Origin of the sequence: Streptomyces sp. NPDC058650, assembly GCF_042717315.1 — a bacterium.
GTDB lineage: Bacteria > Actinomycetota > Actinomycetes > Streptomycetales > Streptomycetaceae > Streptomyces.
Window position 1 is genome coordinate 31,596 of the sequence record NZ_JBHXRL010000016.1, and the last position, 23,856, is coordinate 55,451.

16 protein-coding genes are annotated in these 23,856 nt (G+C 69.1%); 13 read left to right on the forward strand and 3 right to left on the reverse strand.

All coding sequences use genetic code 11. The features are described 5' to 3' along the window. The first annotated feature begins 21 nt into the window (after positions 1 to 21). The 3 genes from ACFWWU_RS25710 to ACFWWU_RS25720 all read left to right on the forward strand — a co-directional run bounded on the left by ACFWWU_RS25710 (position 22) and on the right by ACFWWU_RS25720 (position 5,421). Positions 22 to 1,575, forward strand: coding sequence for an MFS transporter (locus tag ACFWWU_RS25710; protein ID WP_384148163.1), 1,554 nt, complete (start codon positions 22 to 24; stop codon positions 1,573 to 1,575). A 328-nt stretch (positions 1,576 to 1,903) separates the two neighbouring features. After that, positions 1,904 to 2,254, forward strand: coding sequence for a trypco2 family protein (locus tag ACFWWU_RS25715; protein WP_384148164.1), 351 nt, complete (start codon positions 1,904 to 1,906; stop codon positions 2,252 to 2,254). Further along, a complete protein-coding gene (locus ACFWWU_RS25720) occupies positions 2,251 to 5,421 on the forward strand; it encodes a trypsin-like peptidase domain-containing protein (RefSeq protein WP_384148165.1) in 3,171 nt (1,056 codons plus the stop codon). The genes ACFWWU_RS25715 and ACFWWU_RS25720 overlap by 4 nt, the downstream gene beginning before the upstream one ends. A gap of 100 nt (positions 5,422 to 5,521) precedes the next feature. Here the strand turns inward: ACFWWU_RS25720 and ACFWWU_RS25725 are convergent, their stop codons facing one another. Both ACFWWU_RS25725 and ACFWWU_RS25730 read right to left on the reverse strand, forming a co-directional pair. Beyond that, a complete protein-coding gene (locus ACFWWU_RS25725) occupies positions 5,522 to 7,051 on the reverse strand; it encodes a UDP-N-acetylglucosamine 1-carboxyvinyltransferase (protein ID WP_329620694.1) in 1,530 nt (509 codons plus the stop codon). 51 nt (positions 7,052 to 7,102) lie between these two features. Beyond that, a complete protein-coding gene (locus ACFWWU_RS25730; RefSeq protein WP_384148166.1) occupies positions 7,103 to 7,459 on the reverse strand; it encodes a VOC family protein in 357 nt (118 codons plus the stop codon). 165 nt (positions 7,460 to 7,624) lie between these two features. Between ACFWWU_RS25730 and ACFWWU_RS25735 the strand changes: the two genes are divergently transcribed. Together ACFWWU_RS25735 and acnA are read left to right on the forward strand one after the other, a co-directional pair. Continuing rightward, positions 7,625 to 8,485, forward strand: a complete 861-nt coding sequence (locus tag ACFWWU_RS25735) for a maleylpyruvate isomerase family mycothiol-dependent enzyme (protein ID WP_384148167.1) — start codon at positions 7,625 to 7,627, stop codon at positions 8,483 to 8,485. Between the two features lie 354 nt (positions 8,486 to 8,839). After that, positions 8,840 to 11,557 (forward strand): aconitate hydratase AcnA, encoded by a 2,718-nt coding sequence (gene acnA, locus ACFWWU_RS25740; RefSeq protein WP_384148168.1) that lies wholly within the window; start codon positions 8,840 to 8,842, stop codon positions 11,555 to 11,557. A gap of 80 nt (positions 11,558 to 11,637) precedes the next feature. Here acnA and ACFWWU_RS25745 read toward each other — a convergent pair whose 3' ends face one another. Next, positions 11,638 to 12,594 carry an FG-GAP repeat domain-containing protein gene (locus ACFWWU_RS25745; protein ID WP_384148169.1) on the reverse strand — a complete coding sequence of 319 codons (957 nt, stop codon included), beginning with the start codon at positions 12,592 to 12,594 and terminating at the stop codon, positions 11,638 to 11,640. A 536-nt stretch (positions 12,595 to 13,130) separates the two neighbouring features. Here ACFWWU_RS25745 and ngcE point away from each other — a divergent pair. The 8 genes from ngcE to dxs all read left to right on the forward strand — a co-directional run bounded on the left by ngcE (position 13,131) and on the right by dxs (position 23,688). After that, positions 13,131 to 14,579 (forward strand): N-acetylglucosamine/diacetylchitobiose ABC transporter substrate-binding protein, encoded by a 1,449-nt coding sequence (gene ngcE / locus ACFWWU_RS25750; protein WP_384148170.1) that lies wholly within the window; start codon positions 13,131 to 13,133, stop codon positions 14,577 to 14,579. A 100-nt stretch (positions 14,580 to 14,679) separates the two neighbouring features. After that, on the forward strand, positions 14,680 to 15,609 hold the full coding sequence (locus tag ACFWWU_RS25755; protein ID WP_384148171.1) for a carbohydrate ABC transporter permease: 930 nt from the start codon (positions 14,680 to 14,682) through the stop codon (positions 15,607 to 15,609). Beyond that, entirely contained in the window at positions 15,609 to 16,550 is a 942-nt protein-coding gene (locus ACFWWU_RS25760; protein WP_384148172.1) for a carbohydrate ABC transporter permease, read from the forward strand. The genes ACFWWU_RS25755 and ACFWWU_RS25760 overlap by 1 nt, the downstream gene beginning before the upstream one ends. Positions 16,551 to 16,731: 181 nt before the next feature. Further along, positions 16,732 to 17,943, forward strand: a complete 1,212-nt coding sequence (locus ACFWWU_RS25765) for an ROK family protein (protein WP_384148173.1) — start codon at positions 16,732 to 16,734, stop codon at positions 17,941 to 17,943. Positions 17,944 to 18,065: 122 nt separating this feature from the next. After that, positions 18,066 to 19,130 (forward strand): sugar ABC transporter substrate-binding protein, encoded by a 1,065-nt coding sequence (locus ACFWWU_RS25770; protein ID WP_384148174.1) that lies wholly within the window; start codon positions 18,066 to 18,068, stop codon positions 19,128 to 19,130. A 324-nt stretch (positions 19,131 to 19,454) separates the two neighbouring features. Next, a complete protein-coding gene (locus tag ACFWWU_RS25775) occupies positions 19,455 to 20,243 on the forward strand; it encodes an ATP-binding cassette domain-containing protein (protein ID WP_329620684.1) in 789 nt (262 codons plus the stop codon). Further along, entirely contained in the window at positions 20,240 to 21,541 is a 1,302-nt protein-coding gene (locus tag ACFWWU_RS25780; RefSeq protein WP_384148175.1) for a sugar ABC transporter permease, read from the forward strand. Before ACFWWU_RS25775 ends, ACFWWU_RS25780 begins: the two co-directional genes overlap by 4 nt. Before the next feature lie 227 nt (positions 21,542 to 21,768). Next, on the forward strand, positions 21,769 to 23,688 hold the full coding sequence (dxs, locus tag ACFWWU_RS25785) for a 1-deoxy-D-xylulose-5-phosphate synthase (RefSeq protein ID WP_384148176.1): 1,920 nt from the start codon (positions 21,769 to 21,771) through the stop codon (positions 23,686 to 23,688). Positions 23,689 to 23,856 lie beyond the last annotated feature (168 nt).

Consider the following 23,856-nt stretch of genomic DNA (forward strand, 5'->3'; position numbering starts at 1 on the left):
CGCGATGCGCCATGAGTAGCCATGACCAGTGATCCGAAGCCGACAACCCCGACGGCGACCGCCCCGCGCAAGAGCGACGGAGACGGCAAGGGCATCGCCCTGTTCGTGATCGCCTCCTGTCAGCTGATGGTGGTCCTCGACATCACCATCGTGAACATCGCGTTGCCCGACATCCAGCAGTCGTTGGACTTCTCGACCACCAGCCTGTCCTGGGTCGTCAACGCCTACACGCTCACCTTCGGCGGACTGCTGCTCCTCGGCGGCCGCGCGGGCGACATCCTCGGCCGTCGCCGGGTCTTCATCTTCGGCGTCCTGCTCTTCGGACTCGCCTCCCTGCTCGCGGGCTTCGCCCAGAGCGACTGGCAACTCCTCGCGGCCCGCGCCCTCCAGGGCGTCGGCGGCGCGATCGCCTCGCCGACCTCGCTCTCGCTGATCTCCACGACCTTCGAAGAGGGCCCCGAACGCAACCGCGCCTTCGGTGTGTTCGCGGGCGTGTCGGCGGGCGGCGGCGCCATCGGCCTGCTCGCCGGCGGCATCCTGGTCGAGTGGCTCGACTGGCGCTGGATCTTCTTCGTGAACGTGCCGATCGCCCTGCTGATCGCCTTCCTGACGCCCCGGCACGTCAAGGAGTCCGCGCGCCAGCCCGGCCACTTCGACGTGACCGGCGCGCTCACCTCGACGCTCGGCATGGTGGCGCTGGTCTACGGGTTCATCCGCGCCGCCCAGGAAGGCTGGCGCGACCCGTACACGATCGCCTCCTTCGCCGCGGCGGTCGTCCTGCTCGTCACCTTCGTCCTGGTGGAACGGCGCTCCCGTCAGCCGATCACGCCGCTGCACATGTTCGCCGACCGCAACCGCGCGGGCACCTACGGCATCATGCTCTGCCTCGCGGCCGCGATCTTCGGCATGTTCTTCTTCCTCACGCTCTTCGTGCAGACCGTCCTGGACTTCAGCCCGCTCGAAGCCGGCCTCGCCTTCCTCCCGGTGAGCGCGGTCATCGCGGTGGCCGCCGGCATCACCTCCCAACTCCTGCCCAAGTTCGGCCCGAAGCCGTTCATGGTGGTGGGTTCGCTCTGCCTGGCGGCCGGCCTCTCCTGGCTCACCCTGACCAACATCGACTCGACGTACCTGGGTTCGATCCTCGGTCCGATGCTGGTCTTCAGCTTCGGCATGGGCTTCATGTTCGTCTCGCTGACCCTGATGGCCCTCTCCAACGTCGCCGTCAAGGACACCGGAGCCGCCTCCGGCCTGCTCAACGCGACCCAGCAGGTGGGCGGTTCGCTCGGCCTGTCGATCCTCGTGACGGTCTTCGGCACGGCCAGCCGCAACGAGGCCGACAAGCAGGTCCCGGCCTTCCTGGCCCAAGCCGGGCCACTGGAGAAGGCCCGCTTCGCCGAAACCGGCCAACTCCCGCCCCCCTGGAGCGACGAGGTCCTGACCAACGGCGTCTCGGCCGGATTCATCGTGGCCGCCGTCTTCGCGATCCTCTCCTTCCTGATCGCCCTCGTCGTGATCCAGATCAGGCCCTCGGACATCGAACGCCTCAAGGGCGGCGGCATGATGCCGGGCGCCTGAGAGCCACCGGGACGCGAATCCGGCGCGCTCTCGTTCGGCATCCGGGTCGAGGGGGCCCGGACTTCTGCCGGTCCAAGCGCGCCAGTTCACCGAATCTGAGACTCGGCAGACCCGAACCGGACCCAGGGGGCTACCGTCGCGCCAGGGTCGCCTCTGGGAGATGGCGGCACGCGGGGGCAGTCGAGGGCGGGTGGGCGTCGGCTGGGGTGCTGCGTGGCCGCACAGCGTCCCGCCGTGTCTGGAGGCACTGTCCGGATCGCCGTTTCGTGCCAGGGACAATGTGATAGTGGTAGCGGTTGACGGTAGACCGAACGGGGGAGTCGGAGACGTGCGCGATCCGTTGGAGAACGTGGAACTCACGGAGGCCGTACAGGGCTTGCGGGATCAGCTGATGGCCTCTGTGCGCGCCGCGGACGGCCAGCACATCAGGTTCGAGGTCGACGAGATCACTCTGGACTTCTCGGTCGAGCTGCGGCGCGATGCGACGGCCAAGGCGGGGTTCAAGGCATGGGTGGTCTCCGGCGACGCCCAGGTGGGCGTGGCGCAGAACGTCGTCCACAAGGTGTCCGTGAAGCTGAAGCCGAAGGACTCTGCCAACGGCGGGCCGATCGAGATCGGAAATAGGGCCGAGGTCGACATGGGTGACTTCGAGCATCCGTCCGGACTGCGCGGCGGATGAGCGCCCGGTCCGTCGAACGTATCGCCGTCGTCCAGGGAGCGCGGCAGGGCAGCGGCTTCCTCCTCGACTCCCGCCTGGTGCTCACTTCGGCGCACCTGTTCGACGGGGAGGGTGCGGCTGCTCGCGTCGCCGTCCCCGGAGGGACGGGGATGCGCAGCTGCCGCCTCGTATGGCGCCGCTACGACGAGTCGTGCGACGCGGCCCTGCTCGAAGCGGATGAAGACCTGGTCAGGGAGACCACGACGTGCCGGATGTCCGATGTTCGGTGGGGTCGGATTTCCGGCCTGGCCGCCTGGGAGAACTGCGAAGCGGTGGGTTACCCGCGAATCTCGCTCCGGGACGGGATGCGGCCGGACACCGAGCAGATCGTGGGCACGCTGAAGCCTGGATCATCCGTCCTACGCGGCCGCTATGTCCTGGACAGTTCCCACGCCCCGCCGCCCGCGGCCGGCACCTCCGGAGCATCGCCGTGGCAGGGGATGTCGGGCGCCGCGCTCTTCGTCGGCGAATACCTGATCGGCGTGGTCTCCGGGGATCCCGCGCAGTGGGGTCACGCGCGGGTGGAAGCCGTTCCCCTCTCCGTCGTGGTGGCCGATGCCGGCTTCCGGCGGGCGGTGGAGGCAGCTGCAGGGCTCTGTCCCGAGGTGGTGGAGATCGGCAGGTCGGCGCCGCAGGTGGTGCACGAGGCCTCCGCCTCCTGCGAAGGCGACTGGCTCCCTGTCGCCGACGCCGACCCTGTCTCCTTCGGTGTTCATCGCGCGCCGGATGCCTCCGGCCATCCGGACGTCGTGCGATACGTGCCACGCTGCGTCGATGCGCAGGTGGACGCGCGGCTCGAAGCGCTGGCGGAAACGGGCGGCATGCTGCTGCTGACAGGGGATTCGGCCGCGGGCAAGTCGAGGGTCCTGTTCGAAGGTATGGTCCGCAATCTCGGGGACCGGTCGGTCTGCAAGCCGGACCCCGACGCCGACCTGTCCTCCCTGCATTCCTCCTCCGGAAGTGATCACGAGCAGGTCGTGTGGCTCGACGACCTGCACAACTACCTGCGGTCCGACGGGCTGACGCCGTCCCTGCTCGACCGGCTCGTCCGCCGCGGCACGGTCGTGCTTGCCACGCTGCGCACCGAGTTCCACGAGCATTACACGGATGAGGAGGACGGCCCGGCGCTCTCGCGGAGCACCGGGCCCCGCCTGCCGTCCTCGCCGGGCAGAGTGATCCGCGCAGCGCATCACATCACCCTGGACCGGATCTGGACCGACGACGAGCGGCGGGCTGCGTCGTTGAGCGAGGATCCGCGCGTCGTCGCGGCACTGAACGCCGACAGGGCGCACGGGGTGGCGGAGTACCTTGCGGCGGGACCGCAGGTCCTCAAGCGGTGGAAGGCCGCTTCCCGGGTGAAAGGCAACCCCCGGGGTGCCGCGCTCGTCGCGGCCGCCGTCGCCCTCGCCCGCACAGGTGTGGACACCGCGCTGGCGCCGGAGTCCCTGGAACGCCTCCACGCGTACTTCCTCGACCGGGCGGGCGGCCCGGCGCTGCGGCCGGAAGGCATGGAGGAAGCCTGGGACTGGGCGTCCAGGATCGTGCTGGGCGTGACAAGCCCCCTGGTACCGGGCCGGGGAGGAACGTGGAAGCCGTTCGACTACCTCGTGTCCGATGCCGCGCGTCGGTCCCGTCCGAGTGAGCTCCCGGCACAGGTGTGGGACGAGGCCCTGCGCATCGTGGACAACACGCGCCGTGTGCTGGTGTCGACCGTCGCCAAGGTGGCGGGCCGGCCGGACGTGGCCAAGGAGGTGGTCCGCCCCCTGGCGGAGGCGGACGATCCCGACGGCCTGATCCACCTGGGGGCGCTGCTGGCCGCGGAGAAGGACTATGACGGTGCCGGCCGCTGCTTCGAGCGCGCCTCCTGCCTGGGCGAGTCCAGCGGGGCTCACAACATGGGTGCCCTGTCCTTCACGAGGGGGGATCTGGAAGCGGCGCGGGAGTGGTACGAGCGTGCGATCGAGGGCGGGGAACGGGAGTCGATCGGCGCCCTCGGCCTGGTCCACGAAAAGCTGGGGAACCAGGACGAGGCGATAGCGCTCTGGAAGCGCGGTACCGAGGCCCGCGATCCCGGGAGTGCACTGCACTACTCGGACTGGCTGAGGTCGAAGTGGCAGTCGGATGAAGCCGTCGAGGCCCTGAGAGTTGCCGCGGACGGTGAGATCCCGTTCGCCGCGCTCTCGTACGCCGGCGTCCTCCTGCGCAGGGAAGACCACGAAACGGCTAACGCCTATGTCGCGCGTGCCTACGATGCGGCCGTCAAGCAGGGGAATCTGGGCGACCCGATCGGCTGCCTGATGGCCGGCGTGACCGCGTACTCCTTCGGCAACGTCCGGCTGGGGGAGGAGTGGTGGAGCCGGGCACGGGAGCACGGCCACCCATCGGACTGGGTGGTCCTGGAAGCCGCGGACGGCTCGGCTGGACTCCCGCACCTGGCCTTCAGCCAGGATTGCCTGGACAGACTCGGGCACGAGGAAGCCCGTTCTCTCATGCAGTTGCTCTGGTCCGGCGACTGCCAGGACTGCGGGTACCCGCTGGGCGACGGCGTTCCGGCACTCCATGTGGACGACCACTACAGCTGGGCCGACGCACGGCTCTTCCACTTCGGACCGTGCCGGTATCCGCACTGGAACGATTCGGCCCTGATCAATGTGGCCAAAGAGGCGGGTATCAGCTGGACGGCCTTCACCGCCGGAGTGCCCGTGGGAGAGCGGAACGACCTGCTCGTTCCCGCTCTCGTGGTCAACCCCTCTTTCGAGGTGGCGCAGTTGGTCCAGAGCGGGGACCGCTGGGCGGCCACGTCCGCTTTCGGGCCCCGGTCGGCCAACGCTGAAGCGCTCGATCTCCAACCGCTGTGGTCCGGATTGCCGCCCAGGTCGTCGGACGGGCGTGCTTGGGCATTCACCGGTCCCGGTGAGGCCGCGGTGGCAACGTTCGGCCAGCTCTGGACCGCTCCTGCGACCGAGGAGTTCGTCGCACTGGTGCAGCAGTACGGAGGAATGCTGCTCATCGCGGCGAGCACCGTCGGACCTGATTCCCCGGCCACCGTGGAAGTCCTGACAGACGCTCTGGAGGCCTGGGACGCGATGACGAGGTGGGTCCCTCTGCAATCCGATGCCTCGGGTTAGGAGTGCCGAACACTGAGGCCCCGTGACCCTCCGTGAAGAGTGACGGGGCTCAGTTGTGTGATCGCACCTGTCGAACCGTCAGCCGGACGTATCCGAATCCCTAGATGTCCCGGAAGATCTCGATCTGCGCGCCGACCGAGTTCAGGCGCTCCGCGAGTTCCTCGTAGCCGCGGTTGATGACGTACACGTTCCGCAGGACCGAGGTGCCCTCGGCCGCCATCATCGCCAGGAGGACGACCACCGCGGGGCGCAGGGCCGGCGGGCACATCATCTCGGCGGCGCGCCAGCGCGTGGGGCCCTCGACCAGGACGCGGTGGGGGTCGAGGAGCTGGAGACGGCCGCCGAGGCGGTTGAGGTCCGTGAGGTAGATGGCGCGGTTGTCGTAGACCCAGTCGTGGATGAGGGTCTTGCCCTGCGCCGTGGCAGCGATGGCCGCGAAGAAGGGGACGTTGTCGATGTTCAGGCCCGGGAACGGCATCGGGTGGATCTTGTCGATCGGCGCCTCCAGCTTGGAGGGGCGGACCGTCAGGTCGACCAGGCGCGTGCGGCCGTTGTCCGCCGCGTACTCCGCCGAGCGGTCGTGGTCGAGGCCCATCTCCTCCAGGACCGCGAGCTCGATCTCCATGAACTCGATCGGGACCCGGCGGATCGTCAGCTCCGACTCGGTGACGACCGCCGCCGCGAGCAGGCTCATCGCCTCGACCGGGTCCTCGGAGGGGGAGTAGTCGACGTCGACGTCGATCTGGGGCACGCCGTGCACGGTCAGCGTCGTCGTGCCGATGCCGTCGACCCGGACGCCCAGCGCCTCCAGGAAGAAGCACAGGTCCTGGACCATGTAGTTGGAGGAGGCGTTGCGGATGACCGTCACGCCGTCGTGGCGGGCGGCGGCGAGCAGCGCGTTCTCGGTCACCGTGTCGCCGCGCTCGGTCAGGACGATCGGGCGGTCGGGGGAGACCGAGCGCTCGACCTGGGCGTGGTAGATCCCCTCGGTGGCCGTGATGTCCAGACCGAAGCGGCGCAGCGCGATCATGTGCGGCTCGATCGTGCGCGTACCGAGGTCGCAGCCGCCGGCGTACGGCAGCTTGAAGCGGTCCATGCGGTGCAGCAGCGGGCCGAGGAACATGATGATCGAGCGGGTGCGGATCGCGGCCTCGGCGTCGATGGACTCCATGTCCAGCTCGGCCGGCGGCACGATCTCCAGGTCCACGCCGTCGTTGATCCAGCGGGTGCGCACCCCGATGGAGTTGAGGACCTCCAGGAGCCGGAAGACCTCCTCGATGCGGGCGACCCGGCGCAGGACCGTGCGGCCCTTGTTCAGGAGCGAGGCGCAGAGCAGCGCGACGCAGGCGTTCTTGCTCGTCTTGACGTCGATGGCTCCGGAGAGCCGGCGGCGTCCGACGACGCGGAGGTGCATGGGTCCCGCGTAACCCAGGGACACGATCTCGCTGTCGAGGGCCTCGCCGATCCGGGCGATCATCTCAAGGCTGATGTTCTGGTTGCCGCGCTCGATCCGATTGACGGCGCTCTGGCTCGTGGCCAGCGCCTCGGCAAGCTGCGTCTGTGTCCAGCCGCGGTGCTGCCGGGCGTCACGGATGAGCTTGCCGATGCGTACGAGGTAGTCGTCTGCCATGGCGTCACGTTATCTCAGATATGAGATGACGCTCGTCATTGGGGTGGTCCGTCAGGGTGACAGCGTGTGCGCAGTCGGGTGACGCGGTTCGTACAGGGGGAGTTCGGTGCCGCTCGGCAGCCGGACGGCCGCGAGCAGGCCCCAGCCCTGGTCGGTGATGGGGCGTGAGATCTCGGCGCCCCGGTCCTCCAGGGCCGTCAGGGTCCGGGTGACGTCCTCGCACATGAGGTAGACCTCGTGCTTCGGCTCGCCCTCCGTGGGGTGCACGGCGATCTCGGCGGGTGGCAGCTTGAAGATGAGCCAGCCCCGGCCGGCGTCGACATGGTCGAAGCCGAAGACGTCCTTGAGGAAGTCGCGGTCGGCCTCCGCGTCCTGGGTGTAGAGAATCACGTGCGCGCCGTTGAACATGGCTCGATCCTCGGCCCGTCGGCCGTTCCCGGCCATTCGTGCGCGGCCATCGGTGTCCGGCACTGTGCCTGTCGCCGCGTCCGGCACCGTGTCTGTCACCGCGTCTATCGCAGCCGTCCTACTCGGCGGTAATCTGCGGGCCCGTCCGCAGCATGGGGGAGTGGCATGGGCACCGTCACGACGTTCGATCCCGTCTCCGAGCACGAGAAGACCCGCGCCGCGCTGGCGGTCGCGATCCCGCGCCTCGCGCGACTGCTCCGCGAGGTCCCCGACCTGGACGCCCCCTCCGGTGTCCCGAGATGGAGCGTCGGCGACGTCGGCGCGCACCTCGCGTCCGTGTACCTCGCGTACGGCTCCGTCGTCTCCGCCGAGGGCTCCATGGACTGGGACGGCATCCTCCCGTCGGGCGACCTGCCCTTCGTCGAGCGGATCACGGCCCTGAACGCCGCCTCCGTCCGCCTGCTCGACGGCGAAGGGCGCGCCCGGCTCGGCGACCTCCTCGCCGAACGGGGCGAGACGTTCCTGCGCAGCACCGAGGGCCTCGCTCCGGACGCCCCGGTCACCGCGCCCTGGTACGGGTCGGAGCCGACGCTCACGGTGGCGGTGGTGACCGGTCTGATGCTCAGTGAGAGCCTCGTGCACGGTCTGGACATCGCGCGCGGCGCCGGGCTTCCGTGGCCGATCGGCCGGGACGAGGCGAGCCTGGTGATCGGGCAGTCGATGCCGACGATGATGGGCCTGGCGCTGGACACGGCGAAAGCGCGGGGGGTCCGCATCGCGTTCGACCTGGTGGTCAAGGGCGGTCCGCACCTCGCGGTCGTCGTCGACGACGGGACGATGACGGTGACCCGTGACGCCCCGCCGCGCGCGTACGACTGCAGGATCACGGTGGATCCGACGGCCTTCCTGCTCGTCTCCTTCCGGCGCACGCCGATCTGGAGGGCGATCGCCTCGGGCCGGATGCGGGCCGGCGGCCGCAGGCCGTGGCTCGCGGCGCGGCTCGGCGAACTCGTCGCCACCCCCTGACCCGGGAGACGGCGCCCGGCGGACGCGACGGAGCTGACGGACCCGGCAGACCGGACGGACGCGGCGGAGCCCGACGGACCCCGCAGACCGGACGGATGCGACGGAGCCCGACGGACCCCGCAGACCGGACGGATCCCGGCGAGACGAACGCCACCTCGGATCCACGGGGCGGCCGGGCATGACCGAGCGGCGGGGATGCACTAGAGTTATCTCGACATCGAGATAACTGCTTACGGCGCACCGTGGCCGCCTGCCCGGTAAGGGCTCCCTAACTAAGCCTTACCTTAGCGGATCGGCGAGGGGTCGTGGCGGCAGCATGACGGTAGTACGCGCACATTGATGAAGGAGACTGTCGTGTCGGCGAACAGCTTCGACGCCCGCAGCACGCTGCGCGTGGGCGACGAGTCGTACGAGATCTTCAAGCTGGACAAGGTCGAGGGCTCCGCGCGCCTCCCTTACAGCCTGAAGGTCCTCCTGGAGAACCTGCTCCGCACCGAGGACGGCGCGAACATCACCGCCGACCACATCCGTGCCCTCGGCGGCTGGGACTCCCAGGCTCAGCCGAGCCAGGAGATCCAGTTCACGCCCGCCCGCGTGATCATGCAGGACTTCACCGGTGTGCCCTGCGTCGTCGACCTCGCCACCATGCGCGAGGCCGTCAAGGAGCTCGGCGGCGACCCGGCGAAGGTCAACCCGCTCTCCCCGGCCGAGCTGGTCATCGACCACTCCGTCATCGCCGACAAGTTCGGCACCGCGGACGCCTTCGGCCAGAACGTCGAGCTGGAGTACGGCCGCAACAAGGAGCGCTACCAGTTCCTGCGCTGGGGCCAGACCGCCTTCGACGACTTCAAGGTCGTCCCGCCGGGCACCGGCATCGTCCACCAGGTCAACATCGAGCACCTGGCTCGTACGGTCATGGTCCGCAACGGCCAGGCCTACCCCGACACCCTCGTCGGCACCGACTCCCACACCACCATGGTCAACGGCCTCGGTGTGCTCGGCTGGGGCGTCGGCGGCATCGAGGCCGAGGCCGCGATGCTCGGCCAGCCGGTCTCCATGCTCATCCCGCGCGTCGTCGGCTTCAAGCTGACCGGCGAGCTCCCGGCCGGCACCACCGCCACCGACCTGGTCCTCACGATCACCGAGATGCTGCGCAAGCACGGCGTCGTCGGCAAGTTCGTCGAGTTCTACGGTGAGGGCGTCGCCGCGACCTCCCTCGCGAACCGCGCCACCATCGGCAACATGTCGCCGGAGTTCGGCTCCACCGCCGCGATCTTCCCGATCGACGGCGAGACGCTGAAGTACCTCAAGCTCACCGGCCGCTCCGAGCAGCAGGTCGCGCTCGTCGAGGCGTACGCCAAGGAGCAGGGCCTCTGGCTCGACCCGGCCGCCGAGCCCGACTTCTCCGAGAAGCTGGAGCTCGACCTCTCCACGGTCGTCCCGTCGATCGCCGGCCCGAAGCGCCCGCAGGACCGCATCGTCCTCGCGAACGCCGCCCAGCAGTTCGCGCTGGACGTGCGCAACTACGTCGACGAGGTGGACGAGACGGGCAAGGAGTCCTTCCCGGCCTCCGACGCCCCGGCGAACCACCCCAACGGCGCCCCGTCGAAGCCGGTCACCGTCACGGCCCCCGACGGCTCGACCTACGAGATCGACCACGGCGCCGTCACCGTCGCCGCGATCACCTCCTGCACCAACACGTCGAACCCGTACGTGATGGTCGCCGCCGCGCTCGTCGCGAAGAAGGCCGTCGAGAAGGGCCTGACCCGCAAGCCGTGGGTCAAGACCACCCTCGCCCCGGGCTCGAAGGTCGTCACCGACTACTTCGACAAGGCGGGCCTGACCCCGTACCTCGACAAGGTCGGCTTCAACCTCGTCGGCTACGGCTGCACCACCTGCATCGGCAACTCCGGCCCGCTGCCGGAGGAGGTCTCCAAGGCCGTCAACGAGCACGACCTGGCCGTGACCTCGGTGCTCTCGGGCAACCGTAACTTCGAGGGTCGCATCAACCCCGACGTCAAGATGAACTACCTGGCCTCGCCGCCGCTGGTCGTCGCGTACGCCCTCGCCGGCTCCATGAAGGTGGACATCACCAAGGACGCCCTCGGCATCGACCAGGACGGCAAGCCCGTCTACCTGGCCGACATCTGGCCGACGGAGGCCGAGGTCAACGACGTCGTCGCCAACGCCATCGGCGAGGACATGTTCAACAAGTCCTACCAGGACGTCTTCGCGGGCGACGCCCAGTGGCAGGCGCTGCCGATCCCGACCGGCAACACCTTCGAGTGGGACACCGAGTCCACCTACGTCCGGAAGCCCCCGTACTTCGAGGGCATGACGATGGAGACCACCCCGGTCACCGACATCGTCGGCGCGCGCGTCCTGGCCAAGCTGGGCGACTCGGTCACCACCGACCACATCTCCCCGGCCGGCGCCATCAAGGCCGACACCCCGGCCGGCAAGTACCTCACCGAGCACGGTGTGGAGCGTCGTGACTTCAACTCCTACGGCTCGCGCCGAGGCAACCACGAGGTCATGATCCGCGGCACGTTCGCCAACATCCGCCTGCGCAACCAGATCGCGCCGGGCACCGAGGGCGGCTTCACCCGCGACTTCACCCAGGCGGACGCGCCGGTGGCGTTCATCTACGACGCCTCGCGCAACTACATCGAGCAGGGCACCCCGCTCGCGATCCTGGCGGGCAAGGAGTACGGCTCCGGCTCGTCCCGCGACTGGGCCGCCAAGGGCACCGCGCTCCTCGGCGTCAAGGCCGTCATCGCCGAGTCGTACGAGCGCATCCACCGCTCGAACCTCATCGGCATGGGCGTCCTGCCGCTGCAGTTCCCGGAGGGCGCGAACGCCGAGTCCCTCGGTCTGACCGGCGAGGAGACCTTCTCCTTCACCGGCGTCGAGGAGCTCAACAACGGCACCACGCCGCGCACGGTCAAGGTCACCACCGACACCGGTGTCGAGTTCGACGCGGTCGTCCGCATCGACACCCCCGGTGAGGCGGACTACTACCGCAACGGCGGCATCATGCAGTACGTGCTCCGCAACCTGATCCGCGGCTGACCCCTGCTGATCCGGTAGCAAGCGGGAAGGGCCCCGCTCCTCGTGACGAGGAGCGGGGCCCTTCCGTATCACCGGGTCGATCAGAACAGCGCGCCGAAGCCGTTCCAGCCCGAGGTGCCGATCTTGATGCGGGAGGGGAACGGGTTGGACGAGCTGCCCGCGCCCTTGTACAGCCACAGCGCGCCGGCGCTGTCGCGGGCCACCAGGTCCGCGCGGCGGTCGCCGGTCAGGTCGCCGGGGGAGAAGATGTTGTTGTACATGTTCCAGCCGCTGCCGACACGGGTCCGGGTCGCGAAGGGCGACCGGTAGTTGCCGGTGCCCTTGTAGAGCCACAGGACGCCGCTGCGGTCACGGGCGACGACATCGGCGCGGCCGTCGCCGGTCACGTCGCCCTTGCCCGCGATCTGGGTGTACTGGTTCCACCCGGAGCCGACGCGGTAGCGCTGGGTCAGGGACGCGTTGCCGTTGCCCAGGTAGTGCCAGAGCACGCCGTAGCCGTCACGGGCCAGGACGTCGTCCGGGGCGCCGCCGCCGGTGTTGCCGGCCGAGACGACCTTGTTGTAGATGTTCCAGCCGCCGCCGAGGTCGCGGACCGGGCCGTTGCTGGCGTAGTGCAGCCGGCCGGCCCTGTTGACGGCGTACCAGCCGTCAGCGTGGTACCAGCCCTCGTCCTCGGCCCGCCCGTCGGTGTCCGCCTGGGCGAAGTTCTTGTACCCCACCCAGCCCGTGCCGGCCTTTCCGGCGATCCGCTGGATGGCGCCGCCGCCGACGGGGGTGTAGCCGATGACGTCGCCGTTGGTGTGCCAGCCGTAGAGGTTGTTGAGCGCGGCCCCGGAGGCGGCGGTCGCGGAGGCCGCGGCGGCGGACACGCGGTCCGACTGCGGGGCGACCGAGGAGGCGTCCGCCGCACGCGGGGTGGCGACCGGCGCGTCCGCCGCGACGGCGGCCGTCGTGGTGGCGAGCAGGCCGGCCGTTATCGCCGCGACCGTGACACGGGACAGAACGCCCGTGCGGTTCAGGCCAGAAGAGTTGGCCACGTAAGACTCCGTATGCGTAGGGAACAGGCAGGTTCGCCGCGCCTCCGTCGCGAGGACGGGCGTCGGCGAGACCTCTATGATCCCGGATCCTCCTTACGGAATCTTCATCTCATGGGGGCTGTGACACAACTGTTTCGGTCGCGGACGTATGTCCGCCTTTGCCCCTTCATCCTCCCTCTCCGTACGGTTCGGTCCCACCAATGGCGTGGCAAGACCTCCAATATGTGGAGGTCTGATGTGCTGTCAAGGGTGTTACAGGGCCAACGGTTGGACGAAACGCCGCAGATTCGGCGCGCTTATCCCGGAGGTCTCAACTCGGGAAAGATGGTTGCGGAAACCTGCTTTCGATCTTGCTCAGGTGAAGGGAAGTGGACTATACCTGTCGGCGTCCAGCCAGTCGGAACACTCCGACGACGGCCCGACGCGTGCACGACCCGGCTGCAAATGACCGCGGTGGCGGGGCCCTTCGCCTGTGGCGAGTGAGTACGGGCGACCGGTACACCGCCTGAGTCCTGAATGAAGGCGAGGACTTGAGCATGGGATCCACCTCCGCACACACCAATGAGGGCGGCCTCGGCCGTCGCGATCTGATCAAGCGTTCCGCGGCGATCGGCCTGATCTCGGTGCCGACGATGGGCTTCCTCTCCGCCTGCGCGAGCAGCAGCGGCGACGGAAACGAAAAGGTCGAGAAGGGCACGAAGTCCGAAAAGAACCCGCTCGGGGTGAACGAGGGGGCGGCACTCGACTTCGTCCTCTTCGACGGCGGTTTCGGACAGCAGTACGCCAAGGACGCGATCACGATCTATGAGAAGAACTACCCCAAGGCCAAGGTCAAGTTCACCCCCACTCAGAAGATCACGACGGTCCTCCAGCCGCGCTTCAACGGCGGCAACCCGCCGGACCTCATCGACAACTCCGGCGCCGAGCAGATGGACATGGGTGTCCTCGTCGGCCAGAAGCAGCTGGCGGACCTCACCGCCCTCCTCGACGCGCCCTCCATCGACGACCCGAGCAAGACGGTCCGCGACACGCTGCGGCCCGGCATCGTCGAGATGGGCCAGTTCGACGGCGCCCCGGTCTGGGTCCTCTACTACGCCTACACCGTCTACGGCGTCTGGTACTCGCAGAAGCTGCTCGACTCCCTCGACGCGAAGTACCCCGAGACCTGGGACGAGATGCTGGCCGTCTGCGAGAAGGCCAAGAAGAAGGGCATCGCCGGCTGGACGTACGCGGGCAAGCACCCGTACTACCTGCCCTTCTCGCTCTACCCGATGATCGGCAAGGTCGGCGGCCGCGAGGTCCTGGACGCCATCGACAACCTGGAGCCGAAGGCCTGGGAGCACCCCGCGGTCAAGGCCTGTTTCGAGGCGTACTACGAGCTCCAGCGCAAGGGCTACATCCTCAAGGGCACCCCCGGCCTCGACCACATCCAGTCGCAGACCGCCTGGACCGAGAACAAGGCGCTCTTCATCCCGAACGGCTCCTGGGTCGAGAACGAGGCGGCGAAGACCATGCCGGCCGACTTCGACCTGGCCGTCTCCGCGCCGACCGGCCTCGACGCCTCCGACAAGATGCCCTTCGGCACCATGTGGGCCTCCGGCGGCGAGCCCTTCATCGTCCCGGCCAAGGCGGCGAACGCCGAGGGCGGCATGGAGCAGCTGCGCATCATGCTCAGCGAGGCCTCGTCGAAGAACTTCACGCAGTCCGTGAAGTCCCTCTCCGCCTTCAACGGCGGCACCGACGGCATCGAGCTGACCCCGGGCCTCAAGTCCGGTGTCGCCGCCCTGCAGAAGGCCGGTCAGAACGTCGTCAACCCGCGGCTGCAGGACTGGTACGTGGCCCTGCAGAAGGAGAAGATCGGCGTCGCCTGCATCGGCGAGATGATGGCCGGCCGCGCGACCCCGGCCGAGACGATCAAGAAGATCCAGAAGTTCGCCGACGAGGCGGCCAAGGACCCGAACATCAAGCACTACAAGCACCAGTGAGCAGTGCCGGGGCCCCTTCCCGCCGACCGGGAGCGGGCCCCGGTTCCTTCGCGCGCGGCACCGGCGGCGCGCCTCCGCGGGAAGATCGGGGTCGGTAGGAATGCAGCACGGCAAGAACCGTTTCATCGTGGGGTTCCTCGCGGCTCCCCTCGCGCTCTACGCGCTCTTCGTCATCTGGCCGTTCATCCAGTCCATCTACTACTCGTTCACGGACTGGACCGGGCTGAGTCCCGAATTCGGAATGGTCGGATTCGACAACTACAGCAGAATGCTGGACGACGAGATCTTCTGGAAATCGCTCCAGCACAGTCTGACCTTCGCCGTGGTGCTGCCGCTGGTGACCGTCGGGCTCGCGCTGTTCTTCGCTTTCATGCTCAATGTCGGCGGTCGGCGCCGCCGGGGAGCGGCCATCGCGGGAGTACGCGGATCATCGTTCTACAAGATCGTGTACTTCTTCCCGCAGGTGCTGTCGATCGTGATCGTCGCGCTGCTCTTCCAGTTCGCGTACAACCCGAACAGCGGAGCCATCAACTCCGCGCTGAAGCTCGTCGGTCTGGGGAGTGTCCAGCCGGACTGGCTGGGTGACCCGGACCTCGCCCTCATCTGCGTGATGGTGGTTCTCGTCTGGTCCACGGTCGGATTCTTCGTCGTCCTCTTCTCGGCCGGCATGGCCTCCATTCCGAGGGACTTCTACGAGGCCGCCCTGCTCGACGGCGCCAACCGCTTCACCACCTTCTTCAAGATCACCCTGCCGCTGCTCTGGGACACCGTGCAGTCCGGGTGGATCTACATGGGCATCCTCGCCCTCGGCGCGGAGTCCTTCGCCGTCGTCCAGATCATGACCGTCGGCCCCAACGGCGGCGGGCCCGACTACTCCACCATCGTCCTTCCGTTGTACGTGTACCAGAAGGCATTCCGGGACGGTCAGGCCGCCTACGCAACGACCATCGGTGTCGCGCTCCTCATCGTCACGCTGGCCTTCGCGGCCCTCGTGATGAAGGTGGGCCGGCGCGAGCGGCTGGAGTTCTGATGAAGACGACCGACACGGCCTCCACCGGCCTCGACAAGACCCCCGGCTCCCCGAGTGGCGCGGACACCGCTCCGGTCAAGACGACGGCCCCCGTCACACGCGAGGAGCCCAAGCGTGAGGGCGGGATCCTCAACGTCTTCTCGCACGGGGTCCTGATCATCTGGGCGATCATGGTCGTCATGCCGCTGCTCTGGGCGGTCATGACCTCCTTCAAGACCGACAAGGCGATCTTCACCGCGCCGTGGTCGCTGCCCGACAAGCTGCACTTCGAGAACTGGTCGCGCGCCTGGACCGACGCGCACATGAGCGACTACTTCCTGAACACGGTCCTCGTGGTCGGCGGCTCGCTCATCGGCACCCTCCTCCTCGGCTCGATGGCGGCCTACGTGCTGGCCCGCTTCGACTTCCCGGGCAACCGCTTCATCTACTTCCTCTTCATCGGAGGGATGAGCTTCCCGATCATCCTGGCGCTCGTGCCGCTCTTCTACGTGATGCAGAACATGGCCCTGCTCAACTCGCTGCACGGCCTGATCCTCGTCTACATCGCGTACTCGCTGCCGTTCACGGTCTTCTTCCTCACCGCCTTCTTCCGCACCCTGCCGAGCTCGGTGGCGGAGGCGGCCTGCATCGACGGCGCCTCGCACACCCGGACGTTCTTCCAGGTCATGCTGCCCATGGCCAAGCCGGGCCTGATCAGCGTCGGCATCTTCAACTTCCTCGGCCAGTGGAACCAGTACCTGCTGCCCACCGTGCTCAACACGGAGCAGGAGCAGAAGGTGCTCTCGCAGGGCCTCGTGCAGCTCGCGGTCAGCCAGGGCTACAAGGGCGACTGGTCCGGTCTCTTCGCCGGTCTCGTGATGGCCATGCTGCCGGTCCTCGCCGCGTACATCATCTTCCAGCGGCAGGTGGTGGCCGGTCTCACCGCCGGCGCCGTGAAGTAGCCGCGACAGGGTCCCGAAGGCCCGCTCTCCCGCCCCGAAGGGCCCCCGGCGCCGCCGCGCCGGGGGCCCTTCGTATGCCGTGACACCCGACCCCCACCGCTCAAGGTCTTGACGGGGGGCAAGCCGAAAGCGTCCCCTTAGAGTTCACATGTTGGAGAAAACGGTGGGAGTGAGTGAGTCGATGGAGACTCCGGGGTCGCAGACGTCTCTGCACAGGGCCAATCTCGAACGGGTCGTCCGGGCGGTACGCATGGCCGGCTCGCTCACCCAGGCGGAGATCGCCCGGGCGACGGGCCTGTCCGCAGCCACGGTCTCCAACATCGTGCGGGAGCTGAAGGACGGCGGGACGGTCGAGGTCGTCCCCACCTCCGCGGGCGGCCGAAGGGCCCGCAGCGTCTCGCTCTCCGGGGACGCGGGCATCGTCATCGGCGTCGACTTCGGCCATACCCATCTGCGGGTCGCCGTCGGCAACCTCGCCCACCAGGTCCTGGCCGAGGAGGCCGAGCCGCTCGACGTGGACGCCTCCGCCGCCGAAGGCTTCGACCGGGCGGAACAGCTGGTCACCCGGCTGATCGCGGCCACCGGGATCAGCCGCGACAAGGTCATCGGCGTCGGTCTCGGCGTACCGGGCCCCATCGACGTCTCCTCCGGCAGGCTCGGCTCGACCTCGATCCTGCCGGGCTGGAGCGGCATCAACCCCGCCGAGGAGCTCTCCGGCCGCCTCGGCGTCCCCGTGCACGTCGACAACGACGCCAACCTGGGCGCGCTCGGCGAGCTGGTCTGGGGGAGCGGGCGGGGCGTCAAGGACCTCGCCTACATCAAGGTGGCCAGCGGCGTCGGCGCCGGCCTCGTCATCGACGGGCGGGTCTACCGGGGGCCCGGCGGCACCGCGGGCGAGATCGGGCACATCACCCTCGACGAGTCGGGACCGGTCTGCCGCTGCGGCAACCGCGGCTGCCTGGAGACCTTCACCGCCGCCCGCTACGTCCTGCCGCTCCTCCAGCCAAGCCACGGCCCGGACCTGACCATGGAACGGGTCGTGCAGCTGGCCCGGGCGGGCGACCCCGGCTGCCGCCGGGTCATCGCCGACGTCGGCCGGCACATCGGCAGCGGCATCGCCAACCTCTGCAACCTCCTCAACCCCAGCCGGGTCGTGCTGGGCGGCGACCTCGCCGAGGCCGGCGAGCTGGTCCTCGCGCCCATCAGGGACTCCGTCTCGCGGTACGCGATCCCCAGCGCCGCCCGGCAGCTCTCGCTGGCCCAGGGGGCGCTCGGCGGGCGCGCGGAGGTGCTCGGCGCCCTCGCCCTCGTCCTGAGCGAGATGGGCGATTCGACCCTATTGGAGAGCCCGTTGCCGACGGCGGCCCCGGCCTCCACGCCTGCCTTCACTTAGATAACGAACACCACCGTTGTCATCTCGTTAAGAATTTACTTCTTGACGGCAGTGTTGCGGCCGAGTTGACTTCGTGCATCCTCGGCCGCAACGTCGCGGCCTCGTCAGGGAGGCAACCCCACATGAACGCAGTGACGCGTCGCGCCGTCATAGCCACGGCCGCGGTCTCGATGTCCCTCTCGCTCGCCGCCTGCGGCCAGGCCGGCGGTGGCGACAGCGAAGACAAGGGCAGCACCACCAAGATCGGGCTGCTCCTTCCCGAGAACAAGACCTCGCGCTACGAGGCCCTGGACAAGCCCCAGTTCGAGAAGGCCGTCAAGGCCGCCTGCTCCGACTGCGAGATCGTGTACAACAACGCCGTCTCCGACGTCGTCAAGCAGAAGCAGCAGTTCGACCAGCTGATCGCCGACGGCGTCAAGGTCATCGCCCTCGACCCGGTGGACTCGGCCAAGGCCGCGGGCTGGGTCAAGGACGCGAAGGCGAAGGGCGTGAAGGTCGTCGCGTACGACCGTCCCGTCCCGGGCGCCGACGCCTACGTCAGCCACGACAACAACAAGGTGGGCGAACTCCAGGGCCAGGCGCTGCTCGCCGCCCTCGGCTCCAAGGCCGCCACCGCCAACGTCGTGATGATCAACGGCGACGAGAAGGACCCGAACGCCGGTCTGTTCAAGAAGGGCGCCCACACCGCGCTCGACGGCAAGGTCGGCAAGATCGCCTACGAGGCCTCCGGCGAGTGGGACCCGAAGGTCGCCGGCGAGAAGATGTCCGCCGCGATCTCCTCGGTCGGCAAGGACAAGATCGGCGCCGTCTACTCCGCCAACGACGGCATGGCGGGCGGCATCATCACCTCCCTCGAGAACGCCGGCGTGAAGAACGTCCCGGTCGGCGGCCAGGACGCCGAGGTCGCGGGCATCCAGCGCATCGTCGCCGGCTCGCAGACCTTCACGATCTACAAGTCGCCGCTCCAGCTGGCCCCCGAGGCCGCCAAGTTCGCCGTGAACCTGCTCCAGGGCAAGGAGCTCGGCGCGCAGGGCGAGACCGAGGGCGTGCCCTCCACGCTCTTCGCCCCGGTCGTGGTCGACAAGACCAACATCCAGACCACGGTGATCGCCGACGGCATCTACAAGGCCGCCGACATCTGCACCGCGGACCTCGCCGCCAAGTGCACCGAGCTGGGCATCAAGTAACCCTCCGGGTCTCGTCCTGAGCCCCGCCGGGCCCCGCGAGGGCCCGGCCCCCGGCGACGGCCCCCCCGTGGCCGCGTACGACCGCCCCGCCCCCGCCTCCCCGCCCGTACGACCGGCCTCCCGGCCGGACGGCACGTGCAAGAGGTGAAGGAGCGCGCGGCGGAGACGCGCCACGAACGGGCTCCCGTCCCCACCTACGCCGTCCGGTTCCCGGCCGACCCAGACCCCGCTGTCGGTCCGGGAGCCGGACGTGCAAGCCCCCCTCAGATTTCGGCGCCGCCCGGGCGGCGCGCCAGGCCCGCCGCCGCACCGGTGGCGAAGGAGTTGGTTCACGTGTCCCAGACGCCCGTGTTGGCGTTGCGCGGGATCTTCAAGCGGTTCGGAGCGGTTCAGGTCCTCTCCGGTGTCGATCTCGAAGTCCACGCAGGAGAGGTCGTCGCGCTCGTCGGCGACAACGGAGCGGGCAAGTCGACGCTCGTCAAGACGATCGCCGGCGTGCACCCCATCGACGAGGGCACCATCGAGTGGGAGGGCGAGCCGGTCGAGATCAACCGCCCCCACGACTCCCAGAACCTCGGAGTCGCGACCGTCTACCAGGACCTCGCCCTCTGCGACAACCTCGACGTCGTCGCCAACCTGTTCCTCGGCCGGGAGATCAAGAAGGGCGGCGTCCTCGACGAGGTCGCCATGGAGAAGCGGGCGAAGGACCTCCTCTCGACCCTCTCCATCCGCATCCCCAGTGTCCGCATCCCCGTCGCCGCCCTCTCCGGCGGCCAGCGGCAGGTCGTCGCCATCGCGCGCGCCCTCGTCGGCAATCCCAAGATCGTGATCCTGGACGAGCCGACCGCCGCCCTCGGCGTCGAGCAGACCGCGCAGGTCCTCGACCTGGTCGAGCGGCTGCGCGAGCAGGGCCTCGGCGTCATCCTCATCAGCCACAACATGGCCGACGTCAAGGCCGTGGCCGACACCGTCGCCGTGCTGCGCCTGGGCCGGAACAACGGCACCTTCCCGGTGGCCACCACCACGCACGAAGAGATCATCGCCGCGATCACGGGAGCCACGGACAACGCCGTGACCCGCCGCCAGGCCCGCAACGCGGAGGTAGCGAAGTGAGCAAGACCCCTTCCGCCGCGAGCGACCAGGCCGCCGTGCCCGACCCCCGTACGAGCGAGGACGCCCCGGCCGCCGCGGCGATCCCCGCCGTCGACCCCCGCCTCCTCGTCCGCCAGCAGGGCCTCAAGGGCTACGTCGACGAGTTCAAGCGCAAGATCCGCTCCGGCGAGATCGGCTCGCTGCCGGTCGTCGTCGGCCTCATCGTCATCGGCATCGTCTTCCAGGCGCTGACCGGCAACTTCATCACCTCGTACAACCTCGACCAGATCACGCTGTACGCGGTCGGCCCCGGCATCATGGCCGTCGGTATCGTCTTCGTCCTGCTGCTCGGCGAGATCGACCTCGCCGTCGGCTCCGTGGCGGGCCTGGCCGGCGCGGTCTGGGGCGTCCTCGGCACGGACATGCCGGACGTCCTCGCGATCGTCCTCGGCATCCTCTCCGGCACCCTCATCGGCGCCTTCCACGGCCTGGTCTTCGCCAAGATCGGCGTGCCCGCCTTCGTCGTCACCCTCGCCGGCTTCCTCGGCTGGGCGGGCCTGCAGACCTGGGTCATGGGCGACCGGTCCACCATCCCCACCCCGATCGGCAGCTTCGTCGGCGACCTCACGAAGTACTACTTCTCCGACGTCGCCGCCGCCTACGGCCTCGCCGTGGCCGTCGTCGCCGCCTTCTACCTCGCCCAGCTGCGCGACGCCCGCCGCCGCAAGGCGGCCGAGCTGCCGCACCGCCCGCAGAGCGAGATCATCCTGCGCACCGCCGTCCTGGCGGTCCTGGTCCTCGTCGCCGCGTACGGCTTCAACCAGGAGCAGGGCCTCCCGCTCTCCCTGGTGATCTTCCTGGTGATCCTGCTGGTCACCGACTTCGTGCTGCGCCGCACCACGTACGGCCGGCAGGTCTTCGCGGTCGGCGGCGGCATCGAGGCAGCCCGCCGCGCCGGCATCAACGTCTCGTGGATCCGGATCTCGGTCTTCATGATCTCCGGCACCATGGGCGCGATCGGCGGCCTCTTCCTCGCCTCCGCGACCGGCGGCGCCGACCGCTCCCTCGGCGGCGGCAACCAGCTGATGATGTGCATCGCCGCGGCGGTCATCGGCGGCACGTCCCTCTTCGGCGGACGCGGCAAGGTCTGGTCGGCGCTCCTCGGCATCCTGGTCATCCAGTCGATCGTCCAGGGCCTCAACCAGATGAACCTGTCCTCGAACGCGATCCAGTACATGATCACCGGGGCGGTCCTGCTCATCGCCGTGATCATCGACTCGGTCTCCCGTAAGACGCAGAAGACGGCCGGCCGCGCGTAAGGTCATCCCGCGCGTAACGCTCGCCACAATGCCCGGCGCCGCGAAACCGGCGCCGGGCACTGCTGCGTCCGGAGCAGTGCACCAGCGCGTACAGAGCCGTACAGATCAGCGGGACGTCCGCCATGAGGGTGACGCCTCACCCCCTGGCCCGATGCCCGCGATCCAAGACGGAACATTAGACTCGACAAATCGGCAAGCTCGACCAGCTCAAACGCAAGGAGGCACGGGTGGCTCTGCTGACCCGTATCAGGGGACCGCGAGATCTGGACCGGCTTTCCCCGGAACAGCTGGACCAGCTGGCCGACGAGATCAGGACGTTCCTCGTGGACGCCGTCTCCAAGACCGGCGGGCACCTCGGCCCCAACCTCGGGGTGGTCGAGCTGACCATCGCCCTGCACCGGGTGTTCGACTCCCCGAAGGACAAGGTCCTCTGGGACACCGGACACCAGAGCTACGTCCACAAGCTGCTCACGGGCCGCCAGGACTTCTCCAAGCTCAAGATGAAGGGCGGCCTCTCCGGCTACCCCTCGCAGGCGGAGTCCGAGCACGACGTGATCGAGAACTCGCACGCCTCGACGGTCCTCGGCTGGGCCGACGGCCTCGCCAAGGCCAACGAGGTCCTGAAGAAGGACGACCACGTCGTCGCCGTCATCGGTGACGGAGCCCTCACGGGCGGCATGGCCTGGGAGGCGCTGAACAACATCGCCGCCGCCAAGGACCGCCCGCTCGTCATCGTGGTCAACGACAACGAGCGCTCCTACGCCCCGACCATCGGCGGCCTCGCCAACCACCTGGCCACCCTGCGCACCACCGACGGGTACGAGCGCTTCCTCGCGCGCGGCAAGGACATCCTGGAGCGCACCCCGGTCGTCGGGAAGCCGCTCTACGAGACCCTGCACGGCGCCAAGAAGGGTCTCAAGGACTTCATCGCCCCGCAGGGCATGTTCGAGGACCTCGGCCTCAAGTACGTCGGCCCCATCGACGGCCACGACCTCGAGGCCCTGGAGTCCGCGCTGACCCGTGCCAAGCGCTTCGGCGGCCCGGTCATCGTCCACTGCCTCACCGAGAAGGGCCGCGGCTACCAGCCGGCGCTCCAGGACGAGGCCGACCGCTTCCACGCCGTCGGCAAGATCCACCCCGACACCGGCCTGCCGATCTCCTCCTCCGGCGCCGACTGGACGGGCGTCTTCGCCCAGGAGATGGTCGAGCTCGGCAAGGAGCGCGCGGACATCGTCGCGATCACCGCGGCCATGCTCCAGCCCGTCGGCCTCGACAAGTTCGCCAAGGCCTTCCCCGACCGCGTCTTCGACGTCGGCATCGCCGAGCAGCACGCCGCCGTCTCCGCGGCCGGCCTCGCCACCGGCGGCCTCCACCCGGTCTTCGCCGTCTACGCGACCTTCCTCAACCGCGCCTTCGACCAGGTCCTGATGGACGTGGCCCTGCACAAGTGCGGCGTCACCTTCGTCCTGGACCGGGCCGGCGTCACCGGCACGGACGGCGCCTCCCACAACGGCATGTGGGACATGTCGATCCTCCAGGTCGTGCCCGGTCTGCGGCTCGCCGCGCCGCGCGACGCCGACCAGGTCCGCGCCCAGCTGCGCGAGGCCGTCGAGGTCACCGACGCCCCGACCGTGGTCCGCTTCTCCAAGGGCGCCGTCGGCCCCGCCGTACCGGCCCTGCGCCGCGTCGGCGGCATGGACGTGCTCCGCGAGCCCGGCTCCAACCGGCCGGACGTCCTCCTGGTCTCCGTGGGCGCCCTGGCGCCCATGTGCCTGGAGATCGCCGACCTGCTCGACCGGCAGGGCATCTCCACCACCGTGGTCGACCCCCGCTGGGTCAAGCCCGTCGACGAGGCCCTCGCCCCGCTCGCCGAGGGCCACCGGGTCGTCGTCACCGTCGAGGACAACAGCCGCGTGGGCGGCGTCGGCTCGGCCGTCGCGCAGGCCCTGCGCGACGCCGGCGTGGACGTGCCGCTGCGTGACTTCGGCATCCCGCCGCGCTTCCTCGACCACGCCTCGCGCGCTGAGGTCATGGCCGAGATCGGGCTGACCGCCCCGGACATCGCCCGCCAGGTCACCGGTCTGGTCTCGCGTCTCGACGGAAGGTTCGAGCCCAGCGCGAAGGCCGTGGAACCCGCGCGCGACTGACTCCGCACCAGCGAATTCCGGTCACACTGAGTAACCTTTGGGCCGGTCGGTTCACCCTCCCGGGTGCCGACCGGCCTTTTCGCGTGCATTCTGGCGTTCTGCGGGCAGCGTCACCTCAGCCTCCCGTTCACGGAGGCTCCGAGATCGACGTCAGGCACGGCGCGGAGG